Source organism: Streptomyces flavotricini (assembly GCF_020639365.1).
GTDB lineage: Bacteria > Actinomycetota > Actinomycetes > Streptomycetales > Streptomycetaceae > Streptomyces > Streptomyces flavotricini.
On the sequence record NZ_JAINUL010000001.1, the window covers coordinates 3,693,228 to 3,719,817 of the forward strand.

General features: G+C 72.4%; 29 protein-coding genes and 1 pseudogene. 14 read left to right on the top strand and 16 right to left on the bottom strand.

Annotated features, from left to right (window positions below):
* Window positions 1–149: 149 nt before the first annotated feature.
* Window positions 150–380, bottom strand: a complete 231-nt coding sequence (locus K7B10_RS16465; protein WP_229336764.1) for a hypothetical protein — start codon at window positions 378–380, stop codon at window positions 150–152.
* Between the two features lie 2 nt (window positions 381–382).
* Window positions 383–1,264 carry a mycothiol conjugate amidase Mca gene (mca, locus tag K7B10_RS16470; protein WP_229336765.1) on the bottom strand — a complete coding sequence of 294 codons (882 nt, stop codon included), beginning with the start codon at window positions 1,262–1,264 and terminating at the stop codon, window positions 383–385.
* Window positions 1,265–1,385: 121 nt separating this feature from the next.
* Between mca and K7B10_RS16475 the strand changes: the two genes are divergently transcribed.
* Window positions 1,386–1,814 carry a DUF4307 domain-containing protein gene (locus tag K7B10_RS16475; RefSeq protein WP_229336766.1) on the top strand — a complete coding sequence of 143 codons (429 nt, stop codon included), beginning with the start codon at window positions 1,386–1,388 and terminating at the stop codon, window positions 1,812–1,814.
* A gap of 136 nt (window positions 1,815–1,950) precedes the next feature.
* Window positions 1,951–2,448: a transcription elongation factor GreA gene (greA, locus tag K7B10_RS16480; protein WP_030865473.1), complete on the top strand. Its 498-nt coding sequence runs from the start codon at window positions 1,951–1,953 to the stop codon at window positions 2,446–2,448.
* Between the two features lie 126 nt (window positions 2,449–2,574).
* Here the strand turns inward: greA and K7B10_RS16485 are convergent.
* The 3 genes and pseudogenes from K7B10_RS16485 to ilvA all read right to left on the bottom strand — a co-directional run.
* A pseudogene (locus K7B10_RS16485) lies at window positions 2,575–2,757 on the bottom strand (ABC transporter permease); the annotation flags it as partial.
* 44 nt (window positions 2,758–2,801) lie between these two features.
* The gene (locus K7B10_RS16490) at window positions 2,802–3,308 is read right to left on the bottom strand and encodes a hypothetical protein (RefSeq protein ID WP_229345781.1); all 507 of its coding nucleotides are present in this window, start codon (window positions 3,306–3,308) and stop codon (window positions 2,802–2,804) included.
* A 92-nt stretch (window positions 3,309–3,400) separates the two neighbouring features.
* Window positions 3,401–4,636 carry a threonine ammonia-lyase gene (gene ilvA, locus K7B10_RS16495; RefSeq protein WP_229336767.1) on the bottom strand — a complete coding sequence of 412 codons (1,236 nt, stop codon included), beginning with the start codon at window positions 4,634–4,636 and terminating at the stop codon, window positions 3,401–3,403.
* A 295-nt stretch (window positions 4,637–4,931) separates the two neighbouring features.
* Between ilvA and K7B10_RS16500 the strand changes: the two genes are divergently transcribed.
* From K7B10_RS16500 to K7B10_RS16510, 3 genes are all read left to right on the top strand, one after another.
* Window positions 4,932–5,453 carry a MarR family winged helix-turn-helix transcriptional regulator gene (locus K7B10_RS16500; protein ID WP_229336768.1) on the top strand — a complete coding sequence of 174 codons (522 nt, stop codon included), beginning with the start codon at window positions 4,932–4,934 and terminating at the stop codon, window positions 5,451–5,453.
* A gap of 82 nt (window positions 5,454–5,535) precedes the next feature.
* Window positions 5,536–5,964, top strand: a complete 429-nt coding sequence (locus tag K7B10_RS16505; RefSeq protein ID WP_229336769.1) for a sigma factor-like helix-turn-helix DNA-binding protein — start codon at window positions 5,536–5,538, stop codon at window positions 5,962–5,964.
* Entirely contained in the window at window positions 5,961–6,212 is a 252-nt protein-coding gene (locus K7B10_RS16510) for a hypothetical protein (protein ID WP_229336770.1), read from the top strand. The genes K7B10_RS16505 and K7B10_RS16510 overlap by 4 nt, the downstream gene beginning before the upstream one ends.
* A 21-nt stretch (window positions 6,213–6,233) precedes the next feature.
* Here K7B10_RS16510 and K7B10_RS16515 read toward each other — a convergent pair whose 3' ends face one another.
* A complete protein-coding gene (locus K7B10_RS16515; RefSeq protein WP_229336771.1) occupies window positions 6,234–7,391 on the bottom strand; it encodes a cystathionine gamma-synthase in 1,158 nt (385 codons plus the stop codon).
* Between the two features lie 82 nt (window positions 7,392–7,473).
* On the opposite strand from K7B10_RS16515, the gene K7B10_RS16520 reads away from it, so the two are divergent.
* Both K7B10_RS16520 and msrA read left to right on the top strand, forming a co-directional pair.
* Entirely contained in the window at window positions 7,474–8,580 is a 1,107-nt protein-coding gene (locus tag K7B10_RS16520; protein ID WP_229336772.1) for a hypothetical protein, read from the top strand.
* Window positions 8,581–8,723: 143 nt separating this feature from the next.
* On the top strand, window positions 8,724–9,389 hold the full coding sequence (gene msrA, locus K7B10_RS16525) for a peptide-methionine (S)-S-oxide reductase MsrA (RefSeq protein WP_229336773.1): 666 nt from the start codon (window positions 8,724–8,726) through the stop codon (window positions 9,387–9,389).
* A gap of 109 nt (window positions 9,390–9,498) precedes the next feature.
* Here the strand turns inward: msrA and K7B10_RS16530 are convergent, their stop codons facing one another.
* Window positions 9,499–10,545 carry an NAD(P)-dependent alcohol dehydrogenase gene (locus tag K7B10_RS16530; RefSeq protein WP_229336774.1) on the bottom strand — a complete coding sequence of 349 codons (1,047 nt, stop codon included), beginning with the start codon at window positions 10,543–10,545 and terminating at the stop codon, window positions 9,499–9,501.
* Between the two features lie 164 nt (window positions 10,546–10,709).
* Here K7B10_RS16530 and K7B10_RS16535 point away from each other — a divergent pair, with 164 nt between their 5' ends.
* Window positions 10,710–11,621, top strand: coding sequence for a helix-turn-helix transcriptional regulator (locus K7B10_RS16535; protein WP_229336775.1), 912 nt, complete (start codon window positions 10,710–10,712; stop codon window positions 11,619–11,621).
* A 110-nt stretch (window positions 11,622–11,731) separates the two neighbouring features.
* Here the strand turns inward: K7B10_RS16535 and K7B10_RS16540 are convergent, their stop codons facing one another.
* Together K7B10_RS16540 and K7B10_RS16545 are read right to left on the bottom strand one after the other, a co-directional pair.
* Window positions 11,732–13,006 (bottom strand): L,D-transpeptidase, encoded by a 1,275-nt coding sequence (locus tag K7B10_RS16540; RefSeq protein WP_229336776.1) that lies wholly within the window; start codon window positions 13,004–13,006, stop codon window positions 11,732–11,734.
* A 147-nt stretch (window positions 13,007–13,153) separates the two neighbouring features.
* Window positions 13,154–13,450: a hypothetical protein gene (locus K7B10_RS16545; RefSeq protein WP_229336777.1), complete on the bottom strand. Its 297-nt coding sequence runs from the start codon at window positions 13,448–13,450 to the stop codon at window positions 13,154–13,156.
* Between the two features lie 155 nt (window positions 13,451–13,605).
* Between K7B10_RS16545 and K7B10_RS16550 the strand changes: the two genes are divergently transcribed.
* Window positions 13,606–13,989 (top strand): hypothetical protein, encoded by a 384-nt coding sequence (locus tag K7B10_RS16550; RefSeq protein ID WP_229336778.1) that lies wholly within the window; start codon window positions 13,606–13,608, stop codon window positions 13,987–13,989.
* Between the two features lie 94 nt (window positions 13,990–14,083).
* On the opposite strand, the gene hutH is transcribed toward K7B10_RS16550, so the two are convergent.
* The 5 genes from hutH to K7B10_RS16575 all read right to left on the bottom strand — a co-directional run bounded on the left by hutH (window position 14,084) and on the right by K7B10_RS16575 (window position 19,948).
* Entirely contained in the window at window positions 14,084–15,625 is a 1,542-nt protein-coding gene (gene hutH / locus K7B10_RS16555) for a histidine ammonia-lyase (protein ID WP_229345135.1), read from the bottom strand.
* 82 nt (window positions 15,626–15,707) lie between these two features.
* Complete coding sequence (locus K7B10_RS16560; protein ID WP_229336779.1) at window positions 15,708–16,823, bottom strand: GGDEF domain-containing protein; 1,116 nt, start codon at window positions 16,821–16,823, stop codon at window positions 15,708–15,710.
* Window positions 16,824–16,889: 66 nt separating this feature from the next.
* Window positions 16,890–17,672 carry an enoyl-CoA hydratase/isomerase family protein gene (locus tag K7B10_RS16565; protein WP_372481424.1) on the bottom strand — a complete coding sequence of 261 codons (783 nt, stop codon included), beginning with the start codon at window positions 17,670–17,672 and terminating at the stop codon, window positions 16,890–16,892.
* An 82-nt stretch (window positions 17,673–17,754) separates the two neighbouring features.
* Complete coding sequence (locus tag K7B10_RS16570; RefSeq protein ID WP_229336781.1) at window positions 17,755–18,939, bottom strand: adenylate/guanylate cyclase domain-containing protein; 1,185 nt, start codon at window positions 18,937–18,939, stop codon at window positions 17,755–17,757.
* Between the two features lie 142 nt (window positions 18,940–19,081).
* Window positions 19,082–19,948, bottom strand: a complete 867-nt coding sequence (locus K7B10_RS16575) for a biotin--[acetyl-CoA-carboxylase] ligase (protein ID WP_229336782.1) — start codon at window positions 19,946–19,948, stop codon at window positions 19,082–19,084.
* A gap of 131 nt (window positions 19,949–20,079) precedes the next feature.
* Here K7B10_RS16575 and K7B10_RS16580 point away from each other — a divergent pair, with 131 nt between their 5' ends.
* From K7B10_RS16580 to K7B10_RS16590, 4 genes are all read left to right on the top strand, one after another.
* A complete protein-coding gene (locus tag K7B10_RS16580) occupies window positions 20,080–21,675 on the top strand; it encodes an acyl-CoA carboxylase subunit beta (RefSeq protein ID WP_030865408.1) in 1,596 nt (531 codons plus the stop codon).
* Window positions 21,676–21,705: 30 nt separating this feature from the next.
* Entirely contained in the window at window positions 21,706–21,912 is a 207-nt protein-coding gene (locus K7B10_RS16585; protein ID WP_199813694.1) for an acyl-CoA carboxylase epsilon subunit, read from the top strand.
* Window positions 21,913–22,007: 95 nt separating this feature from the next.
* Window positions 22,008–22,139 carry a morphogenic membrane protein MmpB gene (gene mmpB, locus K7B10_RS40840; RefSeq protein WP_099889787.1) on the top strand — a complete coding sequence of 44 codons (132 nt, stop codon included), beginning with the start codon at window positions 22,008–22,010 and terminating at the stop codon, window positions 22,137–22,139.
* Between the two features lie 80 nt (window positions 22,140–22,219).
* Entirely contained in the window at window positions 22,220–22,834 is a 615-nt protein-coding gene (locus tag K7B10_RS16590) for a Maf family protein (protein ID WP_229336783.1), read from the top strand.
* On the opposite strand, the gene K7B10_RS16595 is transcribed toward K7B10_RS16590, so the two are convergent.
* Window positions 22,815–23,324 (bottom strand): hypothetical protein, encoded by a 510-nt coding sequence (locus tag K7B10_RS16595; RefSeq protein WP_229336784.1) that lies wholly within the window; start codon window positions 23,322–23,324, stop codon window positions 22,815–22,817. The two genes, K7B10_RS16590 and K7B10_RS16595, sit on opposite strands and share 20 nt — an antisense overlap.
* Before the next feature lie 431 nt (window positions 23,325–23,755).
* On the opposite strand from K7B10_RS16595, the gene K7B10_RS16600 reads away from it, so the two are divergent.
* Window positions 23,756–25,519 carry an acetyl/propionyl/methylcrotonyl-CoA carboxylase subunit alpha gene (locus tag K7B10_RS16600; RefSeq protein WP_229336785.1) on the top strand — a complete coding sequence of 588 codons (1,764 nt, stop codon included), beginning with the start codon at window positions 23,756–23,758 and terminating at the stop codon, window positions 25,517–25,519.
* A 114-nt stretch (window positions 25,520–25,633) separates the two neighbouring features.
* On the opposite strand, the gene K7B10_RS16605 is transcribed toward K7B10_RS16600, so the two are convergent.
* Window positions 25,634–26,590, bottom strand: a complete 957-nt coding sequence (locus tag K7B10_RS16605; protein ID WP_229336786.1) for a DeoR/GlpR family DNA-binding transcription regulator — start codon at window positions 26,588–26,590, stop codon at window positions 25,634–25,636.

A 26,590-nucleotide genomic window follows, 5' to 3' on the forward strand; every position in this document is an offset into this window, starting at 1 on the left:
ACCCGGATCGGCCCGACGCGGATCGGCCCTACGGGCGAGGGGCGGAGCCGTGGGCAGCGCGCTCTCGCCGCCCCGCCCGCGGCACGGGCGGGCGGTGGGGCGGCGCCCGCAGCCCGGGCGCGAGGAGCGCTCCGCCGGTGGAACGGCTCCTACGGGGCCTTCTCCGCCGCCGGGGCGGCGGCCGCCGCCCCCGTCTCCGGGGCCTCCTGGAAGTCGACCCGGCCCATGTGCCGGCTCATCGACTTCATCAGGCCCCACACCGCGAGGGCGAGGGCCGCGAACACGATGAAGCCCAGGACTCCGGGGGTCACCTTGTTCTTGTCGAAGGTGTCACCCGCGAGCGGAAGGAGCTCGGTCAGTGCTGCGTGCGTAGCGCTCATAGCTACGCATTCTCCCGGATGCCCTCGAAGAGGTCGGACTCGGGGAGGGAAGTGTCGACGAGCGACTTCGCGAGCTCGTACTCCTCCGTGGGCCAGACCTCCTTCTGGATCTCCATCGGCACGCGGAACCAGCCGCCGTCCGGGTCGATCTGCGTGGCGTGCGCGATGAGCGCCTTGTCACGGATCTCGAAGAACTCGGCGCACGGAACGTGCGTGGTCAGCGTCCGCTCGGCGCGCTCGAACTCCTTCCAGCGCTCCAGCCACTCCCCGTAGGGGGACTCCATGCCGCGCGAGAGCAGCGCCTCGTGCAGGGCCAGGGTGCGCGGCTTGTTGAAGCCCTGGTTGTAGTAGAGCTTCCGCGGCTGGTACGCCGGGCCGAACTCGGCCTCCGGGTACTTCACGGTGTCCGCGGCGCCCTCGAAGGCCACCATCGAGATCTTGTGGGTCATGATGTGGTCGGGGTGCGGGTAGCCGCCGTTCTCGTCGTACGTGGTGATGACCTGCGGCCGGAAGGCGCGGATCTTCTTCACCAGGCGGCCGGCCGCCTCGTCCACGTCCTCCAGGGCGAAGCAGCCCTCGGGCAGCGGGGGCAGCGGGTCGCCCTCCGGCAGGCCGGAGTCGACGTAGCCCAGCCATTCCTGCTCGATGCCGAGGATCTGGCGCGCCTCGTCCATCTCCCTGGCGCGGACCTCGTGGATGTTCTCCTCGATGTACTTGTCACCCTGGAGCTTGGGGTTGAGGATCGAGCCGCGCTCACCCCCCGTGCAGGTCACCACCAGCACGGGAACCCCCTCGGACACGTACTTGGCCATGGTGGCCGCGCCCTTGCTCGACTCGTCGTCGGGGTGGGCATGGACGGCCATCAGTCGAAGCTGCTCGGTCAAGACAGGATCCTCTTTGAGTCGTCAGGGCGTTCGCCTCCTATAGTGACCGAATCGGGGGGTGGAAAAATTCCGGGGCTGCCCCCGGGAATCCGGAGTCCTGCCCTCCCGAAAGGAACGATCAATGAGCGCGGTGCGCGAGGGGCTGCCCGAGGGCCGCTACGGCCGATCGGCGGACGAGCGTGCGGACCGCAAGCTCAAGATCGTCGGTTCGGTGCTGGGCGTCGGGCTGCTGGGCGTGGTCGGGTGGATCGGCTGGGACTACGTCGCGGGCCAGAGCGTCAGCGCCCAGGTGATCAAGTTCCAGGTGGTCTCGGACTCCGAGGTGAAGGTGCAGCTGGAGGTGCGCAAGGACGCCGGGGTCACCGGTGTCTGCACCCTGAGCTCCCAGAACGAGGAGCACGCCGAGGTGGGCCGCGCGGACTTCACCTTCGGGCAGAAGGACACGCGCGTGGACGAAATGCTCTCGCTGAAGACCACCGGCCGGGCCACGATGATCGAGCTCGTGGGCTGCCAGGCCGCCGGCAAGGGCACCACGCCGACGGCAGGCTGAGCTCTTCCCTGCTCACGGGCCCGATGACACACTTCATACACATGGTGTCCTCCCCCTTTTCTTCCCGAATTGTTAGGCTCGTGGTTTCGCCCGCCGCTGGCGGCCAAGTAGTCCCCTGTACCGACGAGGAGCACCCGTGACCCAGACGAGCGAGAGCGTCACCTGGCTGACCCAGGCGGCGTACGACCAGCTGAAGGCCGAGCTGGACTACCTCTCTGGTCCCGCACGCACGGAGATCGCCACCAAGATCGCAGCCGCCCGCGAGGAGGGCGACCTGCGTGAGAACGGCGGTTACCACGCGGCCAAGGAGGAGCAGGGCAAGCAGGAGCTCCGCGTCCGCCAGCTGACGCAGCTCCTGGAGAACGCCAAGGTCGGCACCGCACCCGCCTCCGACGGCGAGGTCGCGCCCGGCACGGTCGTCAAGATCGCCTTCGACGGCGACGAGGACGACACGATGTCCTTCCTGCTCGCCTCGCGCGAATACGCGTCCTCGGACTTCGAGACCTACTCCCCGCAGTCCCCGCTGGGCACCGGCGTGATGGGCAAGAAGGTCGGCGAGAACGCCGAGTACGAGCTGCCGAACGGCAAGAAGGCCACCGTCAAGATCCTGGACGTCAAGCCCTTCACCGGCTGATCACCCCACGCGTACGGGGAAGCCCCCGCCGGACCGGTCCGGCGGGGGCTTTCCCGCGTCTGCGTACCTGCGCGCCCTCGCGTCTGCCCGGGTGCGTACGGACGTACGGGCGTACGGGCCCGCGGCCTAAGCCGTCGCGGAGCGGTACTTGCGGACCGAGAGGGTCCGGAACACCACGATGATCAGCACCGACCACAGGACCGGGGCGAGCACCGGGTGCTGCATCGGCCATGCCGCGGGGGCCTCGTACCCGGGCGGGAAGTTGCCGAACAGCTGCCGGGCCGCCTCGACGGTGGCGCTGAACGGGTGCCGGACCGGGCGGGCGGGGACGCGCCCGGCGTGCGGGCTGTGCGTCAGCCCGCGCCGAGGTAGGTCACGTTGACGGTGAGCAGGCTCTCGGTCGATTTCAGGTTGACCGTGTTCGACTGCTTCGTGCTGCCGATCAGCAGCACCCAGTCCGTCTTCTCGTAGCTCTGCGGCGCCGTCTCGCGCCAGCCGAGGTGCTTGAGCTGCTCGCCCAGCCGGGGCAGGGCCCATTCGGCCTGCTGCGTGGTCGTGACCGCGGTCCAGTCGACCACGCTCGCGTTCTTCGTCGCGTTCGCGTCGCCCGAGCCCTTCCCCTTCTCGGGGTCCAGACCCGCGGCGCGCAGCGAGGACTTGACCTCGTCGTCCACGGCGTCCCGGCCGAGCGGCGCTCCGGTGGCCTTCGGGGACGGCTTGGCCGACTGGGACGCGGCCGCCGGCTTCGGCGCCCCCGCCGCACCGGATCCGTCGGAGGACGAGCAGCCCGCGAGGGCGAGGGCCGCGGACGCGGCCAGAGCGATGACGGCCGCCGTTTGCGGTCTGACGCGAATGTGCACCGAGAGACTCCCACCCCATGTGAACGTGGCCGGGAGTCTCACACAAACGGCCGGATTCCGCACCCCTGTGTCACTGGCGAAGGGGACAAGACCTAGCTCATCACCTTGTATCCGGCGGCGTGGAGCGAGCGCGCGACCTCGGCGCAGTGCTCCTGGCCCTTGGTCTCCAGGTGCAGCTCCACCTCCACCTCCGTGAGCCCCAGCCGCGGATCGGTCCGTACGTGGCTCACGTCCAGCACGTTCGCGTCCACCCCCGACAGCACCGCCAGGAGCCCGGCCAGAGCCCCCGGCCGGTCCGTCACGCGCAGCCGCAGCGACAGGTACCGGCCCGCCGCCGCCATGCCGTGCCGCAGGATCCGCTGGAGCAGCAGCGGGTCGATGTTCCCGCCGGACAGGACGGCCACCACCGGGCCGCCGCCCCCGTACAGCTCGGGCCGGCTCAGCAGGGCGGCCACGGGGCTGCACCCCGCCGGTTCGACGAGGAGCTTGGCCCGCTCCAGGCAGAGCAGCAGGGCGCTGGAGAGGGCGTCCTCGGAGACCGTGCGGACGCCGTCGAGGAGGTCCCCGATGATGTGGAAGGGGATGTCGCCGGGGCGCCCCACCTTGATGCCGTCGGCCATGGTCACCGGATTGTCGACCGACACCGGGTGCCCCACCCGCAGCGAGGGCGGGTAGGCGGCCGCGCCCTCCGCCTGCACGCCGATCACCTTCACGTCCGGCCGCAGCGCCTTCACCGCGACCGCGATGCCCGCCGCGAGGCCGCCGCCCCCGACGCCGACGAGGATCGTGCGCACCTCCGGGCACTGCTCCAGGATCTCCAGGCCGACCGTGCCCTGGCCCGCGATGACGTCGCGGTGGTCGAACGGGTGGATGAACACCGCGCCGGTGCGGTCCGCGTACTCCTGGGCCGCCGCCAGGGTCTCGTCGACGACCTGCCCGTGCATCCGCACCTCGGCCCCGTACTCCTGCGTCGCCGCCACCTTCGGCAGCGGCGCCCCGACCGGCATGAACACCGTCGAGCGGACGCCGAGCAGGGAGGAGGCCAGGGCCACGCCCTGCGCGTGGTTGCCGGCGCTGGCCGCGACCACGCCGGCGGCCCGCTGCTCGGGGCGCAGGCCGGCGATGCGCACGTACGCGCCGCGCAGCTTGAAGGAGCCGGTCCGCTGGAGGTTCTCGCACTTGAAGTGGACCGGGGAGCCGGTGAGGGCGGTCAGGTGCCGGCTGTTCTCCATCGGCGTGACCCGGGCGACGCCGGAGAGCATCTTCTGGGCCCCGCGGACGTCGTCGAGGATCACCTGAGGAACGGGCACGGGCACGCGGTAGTTCATGCCGCCAGTCTCGCAGCCCCCACGGGTCACGGCTCCGGGCAGCCGACCCGGGCTCGCGGACCGGAGGGCCCGGGCGGACCGGAGGGCCCGGGCGGACCGGGCGGACCGGGCGGACCGGGCGCCGCAGGCCAGGGGTCCAGGGCGCACAGGGGGCGAAATCACGCCATCCGGGACGGGCCCGCCGCCTTGGTTCGTACCGCCCGTATCAGTTCTCGTACGAGGCGTACGGGCCGCCCCACGGCCGCGTACTCTGTCCCCCAACCTTGTCGGCCCCACGCGAAGAGAGCTCACGGCCATGTCCTCCAACCCGGCCAATTCCGATCTGCCCACGGCGGCCGAGGCGTCCGCCGAAGCCGGGCTCCTCGACGCGCTCCAGCACCAGGTGGCCGTCTTCGCCCGGCGCGCGGAGCAGACCCGCCTGGGCGGGGTCGGCCAGGCCCGCAACTCGATGGACCGCGCCGCGTACCTGCTGCTGAACCGGCTCGACCTGGAAGGCCCGATGGGCGTCAAGGCGCTCGCCGGCGGCATGGGCATCGACTCCTCCACCGTCACCCGCCAGGTCGCGCCGCTCGTCGACAGCGGCCTGGTCAAGCGGACCTCGCACCCGGAGGACGGGCGGGCCGTGGTCCTCGCGCTCTCCCCGCGCGGCCTCTCGCGCCTGGAGGAGGTCCGCTCCTCGCGGCGCGAGCTGATGGCCCGGGTCACGGAGGGCTGGTCCGAGGAGGAGCGCGAGTCGTTCACGGGGCTGCTGACCCGGTTCAACGGCTCGCTGTCGGAGCTGATGGGCGCAGCTTCCGAGGCCGGCCCCGCTTCCTGAGGCAGGGGGCGGTCCCCCTGCTCGATCCGGAGTCCGTCCGACCTCTTGGCCGGGTGGTCCCGATGCCCGCACTATGTGGCCTGTGGACGCCCACGGGCCGCGCACCTACGCGGAGTTCGAGGCCTTCGTCGCAGGGGCGGCGGGGCGGCTCCTGCACGTCGCCGTCCTGCTGACCGCCGAGCCGGAGGCCGAGCCCGCCGCCGCCCGCCGGCTGCTCGCGGGCGCGCTGGCGCGTACGTATGCGCAGTGGCGGCGGGTGCGCCGCGACGACCCGTACGACCACACCCGCCAGGAGCTGTGCGCCGCCTTCGCCCGCACCGGCTGGCGCCACCACGGCGGTACGGGGCCGCTGGCGCCGCTCGGCCCGGTGGAGCGGCTCGTGCTGGTGCTGCGCGTGTACGAGGGCGTCGCCGAGGAGGTCACGGCCGCCCAGCTGGGGCTGCCGGTCGAGCGGGTGCGGGCGCTGTGCACCCGGGCGGTGGCCGCCGTGCGCTCCCAGGAGGCGGCGTGAGTCCCCCAGACCGCAAGGAAGATCAGGTCAGGCGGTTGCTGGAAGGCCCGCGCCCGGTGGTCCCGGCCGGGCTGGCGGCGAGTGCCGCGGCCCGCGGGGACCGGCTGCTGCGCCGCCGGCGGACCCTGCGGCGGGTGGGCTGGGCGCTGCTCGCCGCGGCGGCGGTGGCCTTCGCGGTGTGGGCCTCGCTGACCCGCCCGTGGGAGGTGCCGCCGAGCGGTGTCTCCCCGCCCCTGGAGGGCTGGTAGCCACCGCCCGGCGGCGCGGTCCTAGCCGAGGGCCTGGGTCAGGTCCGCGATCAGGTCGTCGGCGTTCTCGATGCCCACCGAGACGCGGATCAGGTCCGCCGGGACCTCCAGGGCCGAGCCGGCCACCGAGGCGTGGGTCATGCGGCCCGGGTGCTCGATGAGGGACTCGACGCCGCCGAGGGACTCGGCCAGGGTGAAGACCTTGGTGCGGCCGCAGACCGCGACGGCCTCCTCCTCGCCGCCGGCGACCTGGAAGGACACCATGCCGCCGAAGTTGCGCATCTGCTTGGCGGCGACCTCGTGGCCCGGGTGCTCGGGCAGGCCCGGGTAGAGGACCTTGGTGACCTTCGGGTGGCGCTTGAGCACCTCCACGATCTTCTCGGCGTTCTCCGCGTGCCGGTCCATGCGCACGGCGAGGGTCTTGATGCCGCGCAGCACGACCCAGGAGTCGAAGGGGCCGGCCACCGCGCCCATCGCGTTCTGGTGGTAGGCCAGCTCCTCGCCCAGCGCCGCGTCCGCGGCCACCAGCGCGCCGCCGACCACGTCGGAGTGGCCGCCCATGTACTTGGTCAGCGAGTGCACGACCACGTCCGCGCCGAGCGCGAGGGGCTGCTGCAGGTAGGGCGAGGCGAAGGTGTTGTCCACGACCAGCTTGGCGCCGGCCGACCGCGCGATGTCGGCGACGACGGCGATGTCGGTGATGCCGAGCAGCGGGTTGGAGGGGGTCTCGACCCAGATGACCTTGGTCTTCGGGGTCAGGGCGGCCCGTACGGACTCCGCGTCGGAGGTGTCGGCCACCGACCACTCCACGCCCCAGCGGGAGACGACCTTCGCGAAGAGGCGGAAGGTGCCGCCGTACGCGTCGTTCGGGATGACCACGTGGTCGCCCGGGGAGAGCAGCGTACGCAGGAGGCAGTCCTCGGCGGCGAGCCCGGACGCGAAGGCCAGGCCGCGGGCCCCGCCTTCCAGCGCGGCGAGGTTCTCCTCCAGTGCGGTCCGGGTCGGGTTGCCGCTGCGGCTGTACTCGTAGCCGCCGCGCAGGCCGCCCACGCCGTCCTGCTTGTACGTGGACACCTGGTAGATCGGGGGCACGACCGCGCCGGTCTGCGGGTCCGCCGTGTTGCCCGCGTGGATGGCACGGGTCTCGAAGCTCTGGTGCTCGTGGCTGTCGTCGCTCATGGGCAGAGCTTATGGGGTGCCGGGCCGGACGGCGGGGTGGGGCATTGGCCTTCGCGCAGGTGCGTCTGGTTCGCTGGGGGGCATGGAGATTCTGTGGTTCCTGATCGCGCTCGGCCTGCTCGGGGCCGCCTTCAGCCCGTACATACGGCGCAGGCGGGGCGGCAGCCTGCGCCTGGTCGCGCCGGGCAGCCCTGACGCGGCCGACCCCGAGAACTACGGTTTCGCCCGCCAGGAGCACCTGGACATCCGGGTGCCGGGCCCCGACGAGGACCTGATGGACGCCCTGGACGCCGTGCAGCGCACCGGGCAGTGGCAGGCGGCCTCGCAGCTGCTGGCCGGCACCCCGAAGGAGGGCGAGCTGCGCTGGCAGCGGGTCCAGGCCTTCGGCGGGGCCGCGGCGCTGGAGCTGGTCGCGGAGCCGGGGGTCGGCGCGCGCTGGCTGAAGGCGTGGCGGCTGGAGGCGGAGAAGGACGCGGGCGGCGCGCAGGTGCACGCGGAGCTGCTGGTGCAGCAGGCCTGGCGGCATTCGGGCGGCGTGGGCTCCACGGACCACCGGATCATCCTGGAGGAGGCCCGGGAGGCCTGCCGCAAGGCGGCGCTGCTGGCGCCGGGCGATCCGGTCCCGCACATCACGGAGCTGGCGGTGGCGCGGGCGCTGGGGTACTCGGAGGCGGAGTTCGACGCGCTCTGGGCGAGGGTCATCGACGTCGCGCCCGCGCACATGGGCGCGCACCTGGCGGCGCTGCACTACTGGTGCGAGAAGTGGCACGGCTCGCGGGAGAAGGCGGACGCCTTCGCGCACGCGGCGGCGGCCCGCGCCCCGCAGGGCTCGCTGCTGGCCGCGCTGCCGCTGTTCGCGGTGTACGAGCACGTGCCGGACGTGGTCCTGACGAACTACTGGCAGGGCGCGGTGGTCACCCGGGCCGTGGAGGGCGCGATGTACGCGGTGCACACCGCCCGCCAGGACGACCCGATGCTGGCGCACGTACGGCACATGCTGCTGTCGTTCCTGGTGCCGATGGAGCGCTGGGCCGAGGCGATGGAGCAGATCCGCCACGTCGACGGCTGCGTGGGCGCCCTCCCGTGGTCGGCCTCCCCGGACCCGGCGGCGCAGTACGCGCTGTTCCGCGCCCTGGCGGTGGCCGGCTACGAGGCCAACGGCGGCTCCCCGGCAACCCTCCCCCACTGACCCGGCGCCGTCCGCGTGGCCCGTGCGGCCCCGTGGCGACGGACGCGGGTATGACGAAAGTGTGACGTGGCGGGCGGGGGCGGGTTCGGGGGGAATCCCGGTCCGCCCTCGCCCGTTGAAGGGAGCACCACTAGGAGGGAATCATGTTCTCGTACCGCCGCACGCCCGAGCTCCCCACCCGCGAGGAGGCCCTCCAGGGCCGCGCGACCCCGCAGTTCTCGCTCCCGGACCGGCACACGGTGCTGGGCAACCCGCTCGCGGGGCCTTACCCGGCCGGGCTCCAGGTCGCGGACTTCGGCCTGGGCTGTTTCTGGGGCGCGGAGCGCAAGTTCTGGCAGACCCCGGGGGTGTGGACCACGCTGGCCGGCTACCAGGGCGGGTTCACCGAGAACCCGACGTACGACGAGGTGTGCTCGGGCCTGACCGGCCACACGGAGGTCGTCCGCGTGGTCTTCGATCCGGCGCAGGTCTCGTACGCCACCCTCCTGAAGCTGTTCTGGGAGTCGCACAACCCCACCCAGGGTTTCCGCCAGGGCAACGACGTCGGCACCCAGTACCGCTCGGCGATCTACACCCACTCCGAGGCGCAGCAGGCGGAGGCCGAGGCCTCCCGCACCGCGTACCAGCAGGTCCTGGTGTCCTCCGGCTACGGAGAGATCACGACGGCGGTCCTCCCGGCGGCGGAGCGCCCCTTCTGGCCGGCGGAGCCCTACCACCAGCAGTACCTGGACAAGAACCCGGACGGCTACTGCGGCATCGGCGGCACGGGGGTCAGCTGCCCGATCGGTGTCGCGCGCGCCGCCGACTGACGACGGCGCGCCGCAGGCGCGGGCGGGCGGGCTTCCTCCCGGTCGGGCCCTGCCAGGCGGCAGGGCGCGGCCGGGCGTACGGCCGGCTCACGGTGGGCCGGCGGGCCGCTCAGATCGTCGAGGCGTCGATGACGAAGCGGTAGCGGACGTCGCTGGACAGGACCCGGTCGTAGGCGGCGTTGATCTCGGACGCGGGGATCAGTTCGATCTCCGAGCCCAGACCGTGCTCGGCGCAGAAGTCCAGCATCTCCTGGGTCTCGGCGATGCCGCCGATCATCGAGCCGGCCAGGGTCTTGCGGCCCTGGATGACCGAGAACAGGTTCAGCTCGACCGGCTCCTCGGGGGCGCCCACGTTCACCAGCGCGCCGTCGACCTTCAGCAGGCCGAGGTACGCGTCGAGGCCGAGCGGGGCCGAGACCGTCGAGACGACCAGGTCGAAGCTGCCGGCCAGCTTCTCGAAGGTGGCCGCGTCACTCGTGGCGTAGTAGTGCGAGGCGCCCAGCCGCAGGCCGTCCTCCTGCTTGCGCAGCGACTGCGACAGGACGGTCACCTCCGCCCCGAGGGCCGCCGCGATCTTCACGCCCATGTGCCCGAGCCCGCCGAGGCCGACGATCGCGACCTTCTTCCCGGGACCCGCCTGCCAGTGCTTCAGCGGGGAGTACAGCGTGATCCCGGCGCACAGCAGCGGGGCCGCCACGTCGAGGGACAGGCCCTCGGGGATGCGGACGGTGTAGTTCTCGTCGACGACGAGGTGCGTCGAGTAGCCGCCGTACGTGGGCTCGCCCGCCTTGTCCCGGGCGTTGTACGTGCCGGTCATGCCCTCGACGCAGTACTGCTCCTGCCCGCGCAGGCAGTACTCGCACTCCCGGCAGGAATCGACGAAGCAGCCGACGCCGACGTGGTCGCCGACCGCGAACTTCGTGACGCCCGGCCCGACTTCGGCGACGACACCGGCGATCTCGTGCCCCGGGACCATCGGATAGATGCCCTCGCCCCACCCGTCGCGGACCTGGTGGATGTCGGAGTGGCAGATGCCGGCGTACTTGATCTCGATGAGGACGTCGTGCTCGCCGACGGGACGGCGCGGCACGGTGACGCGCTCCAGCGGGGCCTTCGCGGCGGGGGCGGCGTAGGCGGCGGCCTGGGTGACGGACATGGTGAGGACTCCTCGAACACTGCTGGCGGTCTGCGTGCACCCCAACGATCCCCGGACCGGCCGCCGGCAGCCACGCCCCTGTCCTGCCTAGGACCGGCGGTCCTACCCCTGACGGGGTCAGGAACACGGCTCCGACGCCGGGGCCGCCCGGCGATACTGGCGTCATGGACCACCTTGATCAGCGTGCCGAACTGGGCGAGTTCCTCCGCTCCCGCCGTGCGCGGCTGCGCCCCTCGGACGTCGGCCTGCCGGACCACGGGCGCCACCGCCGCGTGCCCGGGCTGCGCCGCGAGGAGCTGGCGCAGCTGGCGGGCGTCTCGGTGGCGTACTACACGCGGCTCGAACAGGGCCACGGGCAGAACGTGTCCGCGGAGGTGCTCGACGCGATCGCCCGCGCGCTGCGCCTGGACGGCACGGAGACGGCGCACCTGACCCACTTGGCCCGTCCCAGGCCCCGCAGGCAGCGCGCGAGGCAGTACCGGGCGGAGCACGTGCGCCCGGAGCTGCGGACGCTGATGGACGCGATGGACGGGGTGCCGGCGTACCTCCTGGGGCGGCGGCAGGACGTCATCGGGTGGAACCGGCTGGCCGCGGCGGTGTTCGGGGACTTCGGCCTGCTGCCGCCCCAGGAGCGGAACCTGGTGCGGCTGGTGTTCCTGGACCCGGCGGCGGCCGAGCTCTACGCGGAGTGGGACTGCCTGGCCTGCCGGGTCGTGAGCAGTCTGCGCATGTACGCGGGCGAGCACCCGGACGACGAGCAGTTGTCGGCCCTGGTCGGTGAGCTGTCGGTGAAGAACGAGGAGTTCCGCCGGCTGTGGGCGGCGCACACGCTGGCGGACAACAAGACGCACGGGGTGAAGAAGCTGCGGCACCCCCTGGTCGGCGAACTGTCGCTGTCCTTCGAGACGCTGGCCCTCCCGGGCGACTCGGCGCAGGTCCTGGTCACCTACCACGCGGAGCCGGGCTCGCCCTCGCAGGACGCGCTGCGGATGCTGGCCTCCTGGTCGGCGCCTGCCGCGCCGTCGGCCTCCTCCGCCCCGTCCGCCCCGTCGACCTCCGACGGTGCGACGGCCTGAGACGCCGCGGTCCCGGAAACGGCGGATGGCGGGGAGCCTCCGCCGTTTCCGGTGGGGCTCCCCGCCATCCGCGGGAGTCGGTCGAACCCGTTCGGCCGGGGACCCGGGGGTCAGGAGGCCGTGCCGGCCTTCCAGTCCGCCCAGCTCATGTTCCAGCCGTTGAGGCCGTTGTCCGGCTTGATGGTCTTGTCCGGCGAGTTGACCACCGTGACCACGTCACCGATGAGCGAGTTGTCGTAGAACCAGGCCGCGGGCTGGTTCGGGTCGTTCGCGCCCTGGGCGTCGTTCAGACCGACACAGCCGTGGCTCGTGTTCACGCTGCCGAAGATCGAGTCCGATCCCCAGTAGTTGCCGTGGATGAACGTGCCCGACTGGGACAGCCGCATCGCGTGCGGGACGTCCTTGATGTCGTACTCGCCCTTGCCCTCGCTGTTCTTGAAGCCGACGGTGGAGCCGTCCATCCGGGTCTCCTTGAACTTCTCGGAGATCACCATCTGGCCGTTGTACGTCGGGTTCTCCGGGGAGCCCGCCGAGATCGGGATGGTCTTGAGGACCGCGCCGTCCCGGGTGACCGTCATCTTCTTCGTCTTCGCGTCGACGGTCGAGACCTGGCTGCGGCCGATCTTGAAGGTGGCGGTCCGGTTCTGCACGCCCTGGACGCCGGGGGCGCCCTGCACGCCTTCCAGCGCCAGCTTCAGCGTGACGGTGGAGCCGGCCTGCCAGTACTGCTCGGGGCGGAAGTCCAGGCGCTGGGCGCTGAACCAGTGCCCGACGACCTCCTGGCCGCTGCTGGAGGTGACGGTGATCGCCGCCTGGACCGCCTTCTGGTCCTTGATCGCCTTGTTGAAGGTGATCGAGACCGGCATGCCCACGCCGACGGTCTGGCCGTCGTCCGGTATGAACGAGCCGACGAAGCTGTTCTCCGGGGAGACGGTGGTGAAGGACGCGTTCTCGTGCGCCTCCTTGCCGGCCTCGTCCTTGGCGGTGGCCGACAAGGCGTACTTCGTGGAGCGCTTCAGCGCGGCGTCCGGCTTCCAGCTCTTGCCGTCGGCGGCTATCTTGCCGGTCACGGCCGTGCCTTCGGAGGTCTTCAGCTCGACCGCCGTGAGGGTGCCGTCGGCGACGGCGACATTGGCCGCGTCGTTGAGCCCGACATTGGTCGCGCCGTCCTTCGGCGTGATCGTGATCTTGGCCTTGGAGGCGTCCTTGGCCGCGGCCGCGTCCACGTCCGACTGGGACTTGCTGCTGCTCGAATCCCCGCCCTTGGCCTTGCCGTCGTCGCCACCACCGCAGGCCGAGAGCACCAGCACGCCACCGAGTACGGCGGAAATGGCCACCAGGGACCTTCTCCGCCGCTTCTTGTCCGTCCTCACACGCCACTCCATCGTTGCCAGAACCCCCGAGCTTCCCCCGGCAACCGCCGGGTGGTGCTCCGATCGAGGCAGGGAGACGCGCCCCCTGCCTCGCACCAGTCAACGCGTTGAAGGCCCGGAACGGTTCCACATCCCGTTTGAATGTGGGCAACCACACGGTCAGGCGTTGTCGGTCGTCTCTTCGTCGTACTCCCCATCTTCCTCGCCCAGGTCCCACTCCATCGACTCGGGGTCGTATTCGACGGGCTCGCTGCTCCAGGAGGCCTGCGCCAGCTCCACCCCGGGGATGTCCGCGACCAGGTCAGTGGGGTCGACGAGGTACGCGAGCGCCTCCGATTCGTCTTCCCGTACCGCCGATTCGGCGTGGCCGCGCTCCTCGTCCGGCATGAACTCGTCGGCTTGGATGTGCGCGAGCGCGGCGCTGGTGAGCGCCTCGGCGTCAGGCACCTCCAGCACCAAATCAACTCGAAGACGGACGTATCGTGATGTGTCAGAAGGGTTCATACGACGGAGCGTAATCCCGCGGCAGCCCCGACTTTCCCACGACCCGCCCTTGTCCGTAGCATCACCGCACACGGCCAATTCGCTGCGTCCGCAAGGGGGATCGCACCGTGTCCGCACGTCGACCGCTGCTCACCGCTCTCGGGGCGACCAGCCTCCTCGCCGCCCTCTGGTTCGTACCCTCGGCGAACGCCACCGCACCGGGGTCCGCGGGGTCCGGAGCCTCCACGTCCTCCGGTTCCGCCGATTCCTCGGATTCCGGTTCTGCTTCCGGTTCCGCCGCCCCGGAGTCCGCGAACACGGCGGGTACCGGGTCGGTCACCACACTGGCACCGGGTTCCTCCGGGGACACCACGCAGAGCGCCGGCCAGGTTCCGCTGGGGCTCGCCGACACCGGCGGCGTCGACACCACCCCGTACCTGCTGGGCGGCACGCTCTGCCTGGGCCTCGGGGCCGGCTTCGTCACCTACTCCGTACGCCGCTCGCGCGCGTAGCGCCCCGTACGGTCACACGCCGAAGGGCCGCTCCCGGGAAGTCTCCCGGGAGCGGCCCTTCGGCGTGTGACCGCGCGCGGCGGCGGCCTTACGGCTAGGCGAGCGGGCCCGTCACCGGCTCCACCGCGGCGACCAGACCGCCGCTGCGGACGAACGCGTCGGCCGCGGCGAGGTCGGGGGCGAGGAAACGATCCGGCCCGGGTCCCTCGACACCGGCCGCCCGGGCCGCCGCGATGGCCGCCCGGCTCGCCGGGGCCGGGGTGAGCCCGTGCCGCAGCTCGATGGCGCGGGTGGCCGCGTACATCTCGATCGCGATGATCCGGGTCAGGTTGTCGACGGCGGTACGGAGCTTGCGCGCGGCCGACCAGCCCATCGAGACGTGGTCCTCCTGCATGGCGGAGGACGGGATCGAGTCGGCGGAGGCCGGTACGGCCAGCCGCTTCATCTCGCTGACCAGGGCGGCCTGCGTGTACTGGGCGATCATCAGACCGGAGTCGACGCCGGCGTCGTCCGCCAGGAACGGCGGCAGGCCGTGCGAGCGGTTCTTGTCGAGCAGACGGTCGGTGCGGCGCTCCGCGATGGAGCCGAGGTCGGCCGCCGCGATCGCCAGGAAGTCCAGGACGTACGCGACCGGCGCGCCGTGGAAGTTGCCGTTGGACTCCACGCGCCCGTCGGGCAGCACCACCGGGTTGTCGACGGCGGAGGCCAGCTCGCGCGAGGCGACCAGGGCGGCGTGCGCCATGGTGTCGCGGCCCGCGCCGGCGACCTGCGGGGCGCAGCGCACCGAGTACGCGTCCTGCACGCGCGGGGCGGACTCCTCCTGGAAGTGCCCGGTGAGCCCGGACCCCTTCAGGACGGCGGCCATGTTCGCGGCGGAGGCGCCCTGGCCCGGGTGCGGACGGATGGCGTGCAGCTCGGGTGCGAGCACCTTCTCGGTGCCGAGCAGCGCCTCAAGGGTGAGCGCGGCGGTGATGTCGGCGGACTTGTAGAGCTTGTCGAGGTCGGCGAGGGCCATGCACAGCATGCCGAGCATGCCGTCGGTGCCGTTGAGGAGGGCGAGGCCCTCCTTCTCCTTGAGCTCGACGGGCTGGATCCCGGCCTCGGCGAGCAGTTCGCCGGCGGGGCGCACGACCCCGTCCGGACCCTCGGCGTCGCCTTCGCCCATCAGGGTGAGCGCGCAGTGCGAGAGCGGTGCGAGGTCGCCGGAGCAGCCGAGCGAGCCGTACTCGTGGACGACGGGCGTGATGCCCGCGTTGAGTACGTCGGCCATCGTCTGCGCGACGGACGGCCGCACGCCGGTGTGGCCGGAGGCGACGGTCTTCAGGCGCAGGAACATCAGGGCGCGGACGACCTCCCGCTCGACGCGCGGGCCCATGCCGGCGGCGTGCGAGCGGACGATGTTGCGCTGGAGCTGGGCGCGCAGCTCGGGGCTGATGTGCCGGGAGGCGAGGGCGCCGAAGCCGGTGGACACCCCGTAGACGGGTTCGGGCTTGGCGGCGAGGGAGTCGACGATCTCGCGGGCGCGGGCGAGGGCGTCGAGCGCCTCGCCGGACAGCTCGATCCGCGCGTTGCCGCGGGCGACGGCGATGACGTCCTCGGCGGTGGTCCCGGACGTCCCCACCACGACAGTGTGCATATCCATATTCAGCACCCTACGGACTGAATCGCTTCATGTCACTAGCAAGTTTCACGGGCGCCCCTTACGTCGCCCCCACGGCTCACGCCCGGCCGCGGAAGCGGCGGCGTTCGCCGGCCGCCTCCTGCTGTGCGGCGTCGGCCAGGCGGACCACGGCGGTGTCGCGGCCGGCGACGACGGGCTTCGTGGAACGGGCGGCCTTGGCCTTGTACTGCGCGGCGTCGGCCAGCCGGAACAGCCGGCGGGAGGACTTCACGGGCCCGATCGGGTCCCCGGTGGACGCGACCCCGCAGGCCACGCCCTCCCCCAGCTCCAGCTCGGCGGCGCGCAGGCACAGCTCCTCGGTGACCCGCACCACCTCGTCGGCCGGGGGGCCGACGCTGACCAGGCAGAACTCGTCACCGCCGAGCCGGGCGACGAGCGCGCCGGGCAGCATGGCCCCGCAGAGGCTGAGCACCGACCCGAACCTCTCCAGCAGCCGGTCGCCCATGGCGTGACCGAGGGTGTCGTTGACCTTCTTGAGCCCGTTCAGGTCGCAGACGACGAGGCTGACCACGGTGGCGGCGCGCCGGTGCTCCTCCAGGGCCCCGTCGAGCCGCATGTCGACGGCGCGGCGGTTGGCGAGGCCGGTCAGCGGATCGGTGAAGGCGAGGCGGCGGGCCTCTTCCAGCCGCTCGTTCTGGGCGAGGCCGGCCGCCACGACGGCCGCCAGGACGGTCGCGAACTCGGCGTCGTCCTCGTCGAAGTCCGGCAGGCCGGCGTCGCGGGCCACGTACAGCTCACCCCAGGCGCGGCCGCTGAGCACGATGGGCGCGACGACGCAGGTCCCGCGGCCACGGCGGCGCAGGGCCTCTCCGCGGCGTCCGGGACGCCCGCCGCCGGCCGCTTCCACCCAGGCGTGCGGGCCGCCGCCACCGACCCACCGCTCGTGCAGGAACTCGGTGATCTCCGGAAAGTCGTGGACGGGATAGGACTCGTCCTCCGGAAACTCCTCCTCCCCCACCCGCCGCCCGCCCTCGTTCACGAGCACGCGGAGCCGGCCGCGCTCGCGCTCCCAGGCGGAGATCGCGGCGAACGAGCCGTCCATCGCGAGCCGGGCTCCACGGGCGGCGGCCCGCACGCTGTCCCGCGGTGCGCATGCGGCGGCCATGGCCTGCGCCAGGCCCACGACGGCTCGCAGCCGCCCGTCGACTCCCATCACCCCAGGTTAGGGAGTTTTGTCAGATTTGTCGGGGGCCGGGCCCCCGACACCCTCGGCGCCTGACTAGTGCCCGGGCCAGCTCGGGCGGCGCTTCTCGTTGAACGCCGCCACACCCTCCGCGCGGTCCCCCGAGAAGGCCACCGTGCGCCAGGCCGCGTCCTCGATCTCCAGCCCCGCCGTCAGGTCCATCCCGTGGCCCAGGCGCAGGGCGCGCTTCGCCGCCCGCAGGCCCACCGGGGAGTTCGCCGCCATACGGGCGGCCAGCGCGAGCGCCTCGGCGCGGTCCGTGCCCGCCGGGACCACCGAGTCGACCAGGCCCAGCGACAGCGCCTCGGCCGCCTCCACCCGCCGCGCCGTGAAGATCAGCTCCGCCGCCCGCGCCGCACCCACGCGCCGCGGCAGCAGCTGCGTACCGCCGCCGCCCGGGATCACGCCCACGGAGACCTCCGGCAGGCCGACCACGGCCGTCTCGTCCGCCACGATCACGTCGCACGCCAGCGCCAGCTCGAAGCCGCCGCCCAGCGCGAACCCGTGCACCGCCGCGACGGTGGGCATCGGCAGCTCCAGCACGCCCCCGTACGCGCCCCGCGTGGTCGGCCGCTGCCGCACCAGCTCCGCGTCCGAGAGCGAGTTGCGCTCCTTGAGGTCGGCCCCGACGCAGAAGGCCCGCTCCACCGCCGACGACAGCACGACCACGCGTACCGAGGCGTCCGCCGCGAGCTCCGCGCACGCGTCGCCGATGGCCCGCGCCATCTCCGTCGACACCGCGTTCATCGCCTTCGGCCGGTCCAGGACCAGCTCCGCGACCCCGTCCTCATGACGGCGCACAGCCACGAACTCAGACACAGCGACCACCGCGACCCTCCCGGTTAACGAACGTTACCCCGGGGATCTTAGGGGGTACCGGGCGGAACGGGCCGGGCTGGCCCTACCCGGCGCCCCCTCGCTTCCGCCGCGTCAGCGACCAGGGCTCCACGACCCCCAGGCCGCGCACCGGCCGCTGCCACATCGGCTGGAGCGCGAAGCGGTAGGCACCGCCGCCCTCCTCCGCCTCGGCGTCCTTCTCGGATACGGGCGCGGCGCCGGTCCGGCCCAGCTCCTCCGCCATCGCCCCGTCGACCAGCACGGCGTCCTTCGGCGCTATCGACGTCAGCCGCGAGGCCAGGTTCACGGTGGTCCCGAACACGTCGCCCATCCGGGTCGTCACCGTCCCGAACGCCATGCCGACGCGCAGCTCCGGCATCTGGGCGTCCGCTTCCATCGTCTCGATCAGCCGCAGCGCGATCTCCGCCGCCGTCGCCGCGTCGTCGGCGCAGTACAGGACCTCGTCGCCCAGGGTCTTGATCAGCCGGCCGCCGTGCGCGGCCACCAGGTCCGCCGAGGTCGTCTCGAAGGACTCGACGAGCTCCCCGAGCTCCTCCTCCTCCAGCCGCCGCGTCAGGCGCGTGAAGCCGACCAGGTCCGCGAAGCCCACCGCGAGCCGCCGGTCGACCATCTCCTCGTCGTCCGCGACCTGCACCACGCGCCCGGTGGCCGCCGCCAGCTGGCGGCGCCACACGTAGACGAGGAATTCCTCCAGCTCCGGCAGCAGCAGCTCGACCAGCGGGTACGTGACCTCCGTACGGGTCATTCCCGGCTCCGGCGGCTCCGTCAGGCCCTCCAGGAAGGAATCGATCTGCCACTCGGCCAGCCGGGCGGTGGTCTGCCCGGTGGACCGCGCCACCTGTACGGCCATCGGCTCGCTGAGCAGCCCGGCCTCGACCAGGCCGGCGAGCCGCCGCAGGGCCAGCACGTCGGCCTCCGTCAGCGCCTTGGCCTGGCCGATGTCCGCGAAGCCCATGGCCCGCCAGAAGCGGGAGGCGAGCTCCATCGAGACCCCGGCGCTGCGGGCCGCCTGGAACGGGGTGTACCGGCGCTCCGCGCCCAGGATCAGCTGTTCCAGCCGGATGGCGAGGGGGTCGGCCGTCGGCTGCGCCGTGTGGTCGACCTCGTGGTGGGGAGTGTGCTGGTCACGTCCGATCGGGGTGCCCGGACCGGTGGAGCCCGGGCCGGCCGGCCCGGAGCCGCCCGTCCGGGGGGCGGACGCGCCGGACGTAGAGTCGTCGACGGTCAAGGGCCGCCTCCTGTCCATTCCGTGCGCACTGCCCTGCCGAACCGGGTGATCGCCGGGAGGACCGGGATCGCCTAAACCATACGGCAGGTGTGCCGTAGCTCACTCCCCACTCCCCGCAGCCGCGGCCGCCGCCGCGGGCCGGCTACCGCACCGACCGCAGGTGGACCACGTCCCCGGCCCCCACGGCCTCGTGCTCGTCCTCGGCCGTACGGATCACGAGCCGCCCGTCCGCGTCGACCGCTTCCGCCGTCCCGGTGAGCGTGCGGCCGCCGGGCAGGTCGGCCCGTACGTGCCGGCCGAGGGTGACGCAGTCCGCCGCGTACGCCTCCTGCAGCCCGCTGGCGGCCGGATCTCCGCCCGCCGCGCGCCAGTCCCCGTACCACTGCTCCAGGGCGCGCAGTACGGCCTTCAGCAGGGGTTCCCGGTCCGTCACGGCGGCCTTGGCCAGGATCAGCGACCCGGCTTCCGGCACCGGCAGCTCGTCCTCGGTGAGGGTGACGTTGAGCCCGATCCCGATCACCACGCCGTCGCCGACCCGCTCGGCGAGGATGCCGCCGGTCTTGCGCTCCTCGCCGTTCACGGTGACGAGCAGGTCGTTGGGCCACTTGAGGGCCGTGTCCACGCCGGCGGCCCGGGACAGCCCGCTCGCCGCGGCCACCCCGGCCAGCAGGGTCAGCCACCCCCACCGCTCCTGCGGTACGGACCCGCCCGGCTTGAGCAGGACGGAGAAGAACAGCCCGGACCGGGGCGGTGCGACCCAGCTCCGGTCGAGCCGCCCGCGCCCGGCGGTCTGCTCCTCGGCGACGAGGACGGCCCCCTCGGGCAGCCGCCCGGCCCGGGCGGCGAGATCGGTGTTGGTGGACCCGGTGGCGGCGACCACCTCGACCGAGCTCCACAGCCCCCCGTCGGCGACGAGGGCCCGCTCCAGCGCGGCGGCGCTCAAAGGCGGCCGCTCAAGGCTCGACCAGCGGCCGGTGGAAGCCGCACCTGATGCATCTGATGGCGTCATGCAACCCACAGTAGGTGTGTCAAACGCCGCACTGCCGAGCGCCATGCCCGCCGATACGCTACGCACCAGTAGCCAGCAGTAGTCAATCAATTGACCTGGCAGTTGACACCACACAGGGAGCCGCGACCCCGATGTCACAACCCTCAGAGCCGATCGACATGCACACGACCGCGGGCAAGATCGCGGACCTGCAGCGCCGCATCGACGAAGCCACTCACGCCGGGTCCGCGCGCGCGGTGGAGAAGCAGCACGCCAAGGGGAAGCTGACGGCGCGTGAGCGGGTCGCCCTGCTGCTGGACGAGGGCTCTTTCGTCGAGCTCGACGAGTTCGCCCGGCACCGCTCCACCAACTTCGGGCTGGAGAAGACCCGCCCCTACGGCGACGGCGTCGTCACCGGCTACGGCACGGTGGACGGCCGTCCGGTGGCCGTGTTCTCCCAGGACTTCACGGTCTTCGGCGGGGCCCTCGGCGAGGTCTACGGCCAGAAGATCATGAAGGTCATGGACTTCGCCCTGAAGACCGGCTGCCCGCTCGTCGGCATCAACGACTCCGGCGGCGCCCGCATCCAGGAGGGCGTGAGCGCCCTCGGCATGTACGGCGAGATCTTCCGCCGCAACGTCCACGCCTCCGGCGTGATTCCGCAGATCAGCCTGATCGTGGGCCCCTGCGCCGGCGGCGCCGTGTACTCCCCCGCCATCACCGACTTCACCGTGATGGTCGACCAGACCTCGCACATGTTCATCACCGGCCCGGACGTCATCAAGACGGTCACCGGCGAGGACGTGGGCTTCGAGGAGCTCGGCGGCGCGCGGACGCACAACTCCACCTCCGGCGTGGCCCACCACATGGCCGGGGACGAGAAGGACGCCATCGAGTACGTCAAGAACCTGCTGGCGTACCTGCCGTCGAACAACCTCTCCGAGCCGCCCGCCTTCCCCGAGGAGGCGGACACCGAGGTCACCGACACCGACCGCGAGCTCGACGTGCTGATCCCGGACAGCGCGAACCAGCCGTACGACATGCACACCGTGATCGAGCACGTGCTCGACGACGCGGAGTTCCTGGAGACGCAGGCCCTCTTCGCGCCGAACATCCTCACCGGCTTCGGCCGGGTCGAGGGGCACCCGGTGGGCATCGTCGCCAACCAGCCGATGCAGTTCGCCGGCTGCCTGGACATCAACGCCTCCGAGAAGGCCGCCCGCTTCGTGCGGACCTGCGACGCCTTCAACATCCCGGTGCTGACGTTCGTGGACGTCCCGGGCTTCCTTCCGGGCACGGACCAGGAGTACAACGGAATCATCCGGCGCGGCGCGAAGCTGATCTACGCGTACGCCGAGGCCACCGTCCCCCTGATCACCGTCATCACCCGCAAGGCCTTCGGCGGCGCGTACGACGTCATGGGCTCCAAGCACCTCGGCGCGGACCTGAACCTGGCCTGGCCGACCGCGCAGATCGCCGTCATGGGCGCGCAGGGCGCGGTCAACATCCTGCACCGGCGCGCCATCGCCGAGGCGGAGGAGGCCGGCAACGCCGAGGAGACGCGGGCGCGGCTCATCGCCGAGTACGAGGACGCGCTGCTGAACCCGTACACGGCCGCCGAGCGGGGCTACATCGACGCGGTGGCCATGCCGTCGGAGACCCGGGCCCACGTGGTCAAGGGGCTGCGGCAGCTGCGCACCAAGCGGGAGTCCCTGCCCCCGAAGAAGCACGGCAACATCCCCCTCTAGGACGCTGGAACGCTGGGAGGCACTCTCGTGGTGATCAAGGTAGTCAAGGGGAACCCGACGCCCGAGGAGCTGGCCGCCGCACTGGCGGTGGTCCAAGCGCGCGCGGCGGCGCTGGCGTCGGCGCCGTCGGGCGCGGCGCGGGCGGCGGACGAGTGGTCGGCGCCGGCCCGGGTGGCGCGGCGGACGCTGCCGCAGCCGGGGCCGCGCGCGTGGGCCCGTACGTACTGGCCCGGATAGGCGTCGGTCCGGTCGTGAAGATGACGTGAACGGACCGTGGCGCCTGAGTACCCGTACTCAGGCGCCACACCGCCGCGTGGGGCCAGGATCGGGGCATGCTCTGGTCAGACCCGAAGAACGAGCCGCCCAAGGACATGCGCGACGCGCAGGCGATGGTGCGGCGGATGACCGTGGTGGTCGTCCTCGCGATGCTGGTGGTCGTGTACGTGCTGGGCGTGGGCTTCTAGGCCGCGCCTTGGCGGGCACCCCCCGGGGGTGTCTTCCGTGCGGGCCGAGGGGCGTTCGGGGCAGGAGGGCCGCGCCTACGATGGCGGGCATGACTGCTGCTGCCCACGCCCTCGTCCTCGCCTCCGCCTCGCCCGCCCGGCTCAACCTGCTGCGGCAGGCCGGGCTGGCCCCGCACGTGATCGTCAGCCACTTCGACGAGGACGCGCTCAGCGCGGATTCCCCGGCCGAGCTCGCCCTGGCGCTGGCCGAGGCCAAGGCGGGCGTCGTGGCGGCCCTGGACGAGGCCGCGGGAGCCCTGGTGATCGGCTGCGACTCGGTGCTGGAGCTGGACGGCGAGGCGCTCGGCAAGCCGGAGGACGCCGAGGAGGCCACCGCCCGCTGGAAGTCGATGCGCGGGCGGGCCGGCGTACTGCGCACCGGGCACTGCGTGATCGACACGGCGACCGGGCGTCAGGTTTCGGCCACGGCCTCCACGACGGTCCGGTTCGGCGAGCCGACGGACGCCGAGGTGGCCGCGTACGTGGCGAGCGGCGAGCCGCTGCACGTGGCCGGGGCGTTCACCCTGGACGGGCTGTCGGCTCCGTTCATCGAGGGCATCGACGGCGACCACGGGAACGTCATCGGGCTGTCGATGCCGCTGCTGCGCTCGCTGCTGGCCGAACTGGGCGTGTCCATCACGGATTTGTGGGCTTGAGCTCCCCGTACGGCGGCGGCGGGGCGTCCCGGGCGTCCTGGACCCCCGGGGCGTCCCCGGAGGGCGCCCCGCCAGGGCCCTGGAGCGCCCCCTGGGCGGCGTAGAGCATCAGGGTGAGGATCAGCAGGCACAGGATCGCCATCAGCACCACGAAGGCCCCCCAGCCGACCAGGCCGACGGCGAGGGCGCCGAGCACCCCGTGCGTGACGGCGGCGGTGACGAGGACCACGCGGGCGAAGGTGCCGGGCGCGCGGTCGCGCACGGCCGCGACGGCGAGGAACACGGCGCACAGGAGCAGGAACGAGCCGATGCCGGCGCCCATCGCGTACGTTGCCGTGGACATGACATCCGGATCCATGCCCGCGATGGACATCGACTGGTTGCGGGTGGCCTTGCCCAGCACGATGTGGACGAGAACGAGCACAGCCGCCTCGGCGACGAGCACGATCGAGGCCAGTCCGGCCACGAGTCTGCGCAGTGCGACGCCCACGGCGACCCACCCCTCCCCACGAGTCCCCGGCCGCACAGCGACCCAGCATCGGCCCCGCAACAGCCCCACCATGACCACAAGCCTGTTCGACGCCCTGGAGGCTACTAACGGGTAAACGTACGGACAAGGGGTCCGGGCAGCTTCGTTACGCGCGGCGCCCGTACCGGCGATCACGCAAAGAATGTGTGGGCCGTTCGTAGGGACTCGACAAAGAATCACCGGGGCCCGCTGACCGGGCGAACAGAGACCTCGGACGGGTGACGGGGTTACTGTGCAGTCGGGGATCCCCCTGACCTGGGGCGCCACAAGGGCTTTCCTCACTCGAGGCGGACTCGAATCACACTCCGTGTGGGCAAGGTCACCTCTAGGGAAGGGTCGAAACGCCGTGTGGGCTGTCCCTAAACTCAGCTTGTTTCAAGGAGGGAGCCATCGTGCGCAAGGTGCTCATCGCCAACCGTGGCGAAATCGCTGTCCGCGTTGCTCGGGCCTGCCGGGATGCCGGAATCGCAAGCGTAGCCGTCTACGCCGATCCGGACCGGGACGCTCTGCATGTCCGCGCGGCCGACGAAGCTTTCGCGTTGGGCGGTGACACCCCGGCCGCGAGCTACCTGGACATCTCCAAGGTCCTGCAGGCCGCAGCCGATTCCGGCGCGGACGCCATCCATCCCGGATACGGCTTCCTCTCCGAGAACGCCGAATTCGCGCAGGCCGTGATCGACGCCGGCCTGACCTGGATCGGCCCGCCCCCGCAGGCCATCCGCGACCTCGGCGACAAGGTGGCCGCCCGCCACATCGCCCAGCGCGCCGGCGCCCCGCTCGTCGCGGGCACCCCGGACCCGGTCTCCGGGGCCGACGAGGTCGTCGCGTTCGCCAAGGAGCACGGCCTGCCGATCGCGATCAAGGCCGCCTTCGGCGGCGGCGGCCGCGGCCTGAAGGTCGCCCGTACGCTCGAAGAGGTCCCCGAGCTCTACGACTCGGCCGTCCGCGAGGCCGTCGCCGCCTTCGGCCGCGGCGAGTGCTTCGTCGAGCGCTACCTCGACAAGCCGCGCCACGTCGAGACCCAGTGCCTGGCCGACTCCCACGGCAACGTGGTCGTCGTCTCCACGCGCGACTGCTCGCTGCAGCGCCGCCACCAGAAGCTGGTCGAGGAAGCCCCCGCGCCGTTCCTGTCGGAGGCTCAGAACGCCGAGCTGTACGCGGCGTCCAAGGCCATCCTGAAGGAGGCCGGCTACGTCGGCGCGGGCACGGTGGAGTTCCTGGTCTCCGCCGACGGCCTGATCTCCTTCCTGGAGGTCAACACCCGCCTCCAGGTCGAGCACCCGGTCACCGAAGAGGTCTCCGGCATCGACCTGGTCCGCGAGATGTTCCGCATCGCCGACGGCGAGGAGCTCGGCTACGGCGACCCGGTCCTGCGCGGCCACTCCATCGAGTTCCGCATCAACGGCGAGGACCCGGGCCGCGGCTTCCTGCCCGCCCCGGGCACCGTCACCAAGTTCGCCCCGCCCGCCGGCCCGGGCGTCCGCCTCGACACCGGCGTCGAGTCCGGCTCGGTCATCGGCCCGGCCTGGGACTCCCTGCTGGCCAAGCTGATCGTCACCGGCGCCACCCGCGAGCAGGCCCTCCAGCGTGCGGCGCGCGCCCTGGCCGAGTTCGAGGTCGAGGGAATGGCCACGGCCATCCCCTTCCACCGCGCCGTCGTCGTCGACCCCGCGTTCGCCCCCGCCGACGGCAGCCCGTTCACCGTCTACACCCGGTGGATCGAGACCGAGTTCGTCAACGACATCCCCGCGTTCGCCGCCCCGGCGGCCGAGGACGCGGAGGACGAGCCGGGCCGCGAGACGGTCGTCGTCGAGGTCGGCGGCAAGCGCCTGGAGGTCTCCCTCCCGTCCTCGCTGGGCATGACGCTGGCCCGTACGGCCGCGGCGGGCGGCGCGAAGCCGAAGCGCCGCGCGGCGAAGAAGTCCGGTCCGGCCGCCTCGGGCGACACGCTCGCGTCCCCGATGCAGGGCACGATCGTCAAGGTCGCGGTCGAGGAGGGCCAGCAGGTCAACGAGGGCGACCTGATCGTCGTGCTCGAGGCCATGAAGATGGAGCAGCCGCTGAACGCGCACCGCTCCGGCACCGTCGTCGGCCTCACCGCCGAAGTCGGCGCCAGCCTCACCTCGGGCGCCACCATCTGCGAGATCAAGGACTGACGTCCGCGTTCGAGGACCGAGGTCCTCGGACCGCTGAGGCCCGGAACCCCCGCGGGGTTTCCGGGCCTCACGCGTTCCGGCGCCCCGCGGGCGGGGCTCCCGGGCGGACGCCTCCTATCGGCGGCGCATGTCCGCGACGCGGGGGCGGTCCCCCGCCGACTGCTGCTCCAGCATCGACGCGGGGGCGCTGCGCAGCTGCGCGGACGGCCCTCCGCGCCGCTGCACCGGCAGCGGGGACTCCCGGCGCGGGCGGCGGCCCGCCATGCCCTCACCGCTCCCGCCGGAGGCCACGGCCCCGGCGATCGTGATCTGGACGCCCTGGTCCGCCAGGGCCTGGAGCTCCGTGGCCGCGCGGTCGTCGTGCGGCGGGGGCTCGTCCGTGACCAGACGGGTCATCACATCGGTCGGCACCGTCTGGAACATGGTGTCCGTGCCCAGCTTGGTGTGGTCCGCGAGGACCACCACCTCGGCCGCGGCCTGGACCAGGGCCCGGTCCACGCTCGCCGACAGCATGTTGGACGTGGACAGGCCGCGTTCCGCGGTCAGACCGCTCCCGGACAGGAAGGCCCGGGAGACCCGCAGCCCCTGGAGGGACTGCTCCGCCCCGCTGCCGACCAGCGCGTAGTTGGAGCCGCGGAGGGTGCCGCCCGTCATCACCACCTCCACCCTGTTCGCATGGGCCAGCGCCTGCGCGACCAGCAGCGAGTTGGTGACGACGGTCAGTCCGGGCACCCGGGCGAGCCGGCGGGCCAGCTCCTGGGTCGTGGTGCCCGCGCCGACGACGACGGCCTCGCCTTCTTCGACGAGGCCGGCCGCCACGTCGGCAATGGCGGTCTTCTCCGCCGTCGCGAGATGGGACTTTTGCGGAAAGCCGGACTCCCGCGTGAAACCGCCCGGCAATACCGCACCGCCGTGTCGGCGGTCGAGGAGTCCTTCGGCCTCCAGTGCCCGCACGTCCCGCCGTACGGTCACTTCGGAGGTCTGGACGACGCGGGCGAGCTCCCGGAGCGATACCGCTCCGTTGGCCCGCACCATTTCGAGAATCAATTGGCGACGTTCTGCAGCGAACAC

Excerpts from the sequence above, each read along its gene's own strand:
- K7B10_RS16465 (WP_229336764.1), bottom strand. The coding sequence starts at position 380 with ATGAGCGCTACGCACGCAGCACTGACCGAGCTCCTTCCGCTCGCGGGT.
- K7B10_RS16475 (WP_229336766.1), top strand. The coding sequence starts at position 1,386 with ATGAGCGCGGTGCGCGAGGGGCTGCCCGAGGGCCGCTACGGCCGATCG.
- ilvA (WP_229336767.1), bottom strand. The coding sequence starts at position 4,636 with ATGAACTACCGCGTGCCCGTGCCCGTTCCTCAGGTGATCCTCGACGAC.
- K7B10_RS16500 (WP_229336768.1), top strand. The coding sequence starts at position 4,932 with ATGTCCTCCAACCCGGCCAATTCCGATCTGCCCACGGCGGCCGAGGCG.
- K7B10_RS16515 (WP_229336771.1), bottom strand. The coding sequence starts at position 7,391 with ATGAGCGACGACAGCCACGAGCACCAGAGCTTCGAGACCCGTGCCATC.
- K7B10_RS16520 (WP_229336772.1), top strand. The coding sequence starts at position 7,474 with ATGGAGATTCTGTGGTTCCTGATCGCGCTCGGCCTGCTCGGGGCCGCC.
- msrA (WP_229336773.1), top strand. The coding sequence starts at position 8,724 with ATGTTCTCGTACCGCCGCACGCCCGAGCTCCCCACCCGCGAGGAGGCC.
- K7B10_RS16530 (WP_229336774.1), bottom strand. The coding sequence starts at position 10,545 with ATGTCCGTCACCCAGGCCGCCGCCTACGCCGCCCCCGCCGCGAAGGCC.
- K7B10_RS16535 (WP_229336775.1), top strand. The coding sequence starts at position 10,710 with ATGGACCACCTTGATCAGCGTGCCGAACTGGGCGAGTTCCTCCGCTCC.
- K7B10_RS16540 (WP_229336776.1), bottom strand. The coding sequence starts at position 13,006 with ATGGAGTGGCGTGTGAGGACGGACAAGAAGCGGCGGAGAAGGTCCCTG.
- hutH (WP_229345135.1), bottom strand. The coding sequence starts at position 15,625 with ATGCACACTGTCGTGGTGGGGACGTCCGGGACCACCGCCGAGGACGTC.
- K7B10_RS16560 (WP_229336779.1), bottom strand. The coding sequence starts at position 16,823 with ATGGGAGTCGACGGGCGGCTGCGAGCCGTCGTGGGCCTGGCGCAGGCC.
- K7B10_RS16575 (WP_229336782.1), bottom strand. The coding sequence starts at position 19,948 with ATGACGCCATCAGATGCATCAGGTGCGGCTTCCACCGGCCGCTGGTCG.
- K7B10_RS16580 (WP_030865408.1), top strand. The coding sequence starts at position 20,080 with ATGTCACAACCCTCAGAGCCGATCGACATGCACACGACCGCGGGCAAG.
- mmpB (WP_099889787.1), top strand. The coding sequence starts at position 22,008 with ATGCTCTGGTCAGACCCGAAGAACGAGCCGCCCAAGGACATGCGCGAC.
- K7B10_RS16590 (WP_229336783.1), top strand. The coding sequence starts at position 22,220 with ATGGCGGGCATGACTGCTGCTGCCCACGCCCTCGTCCTCGCCTCCGCC.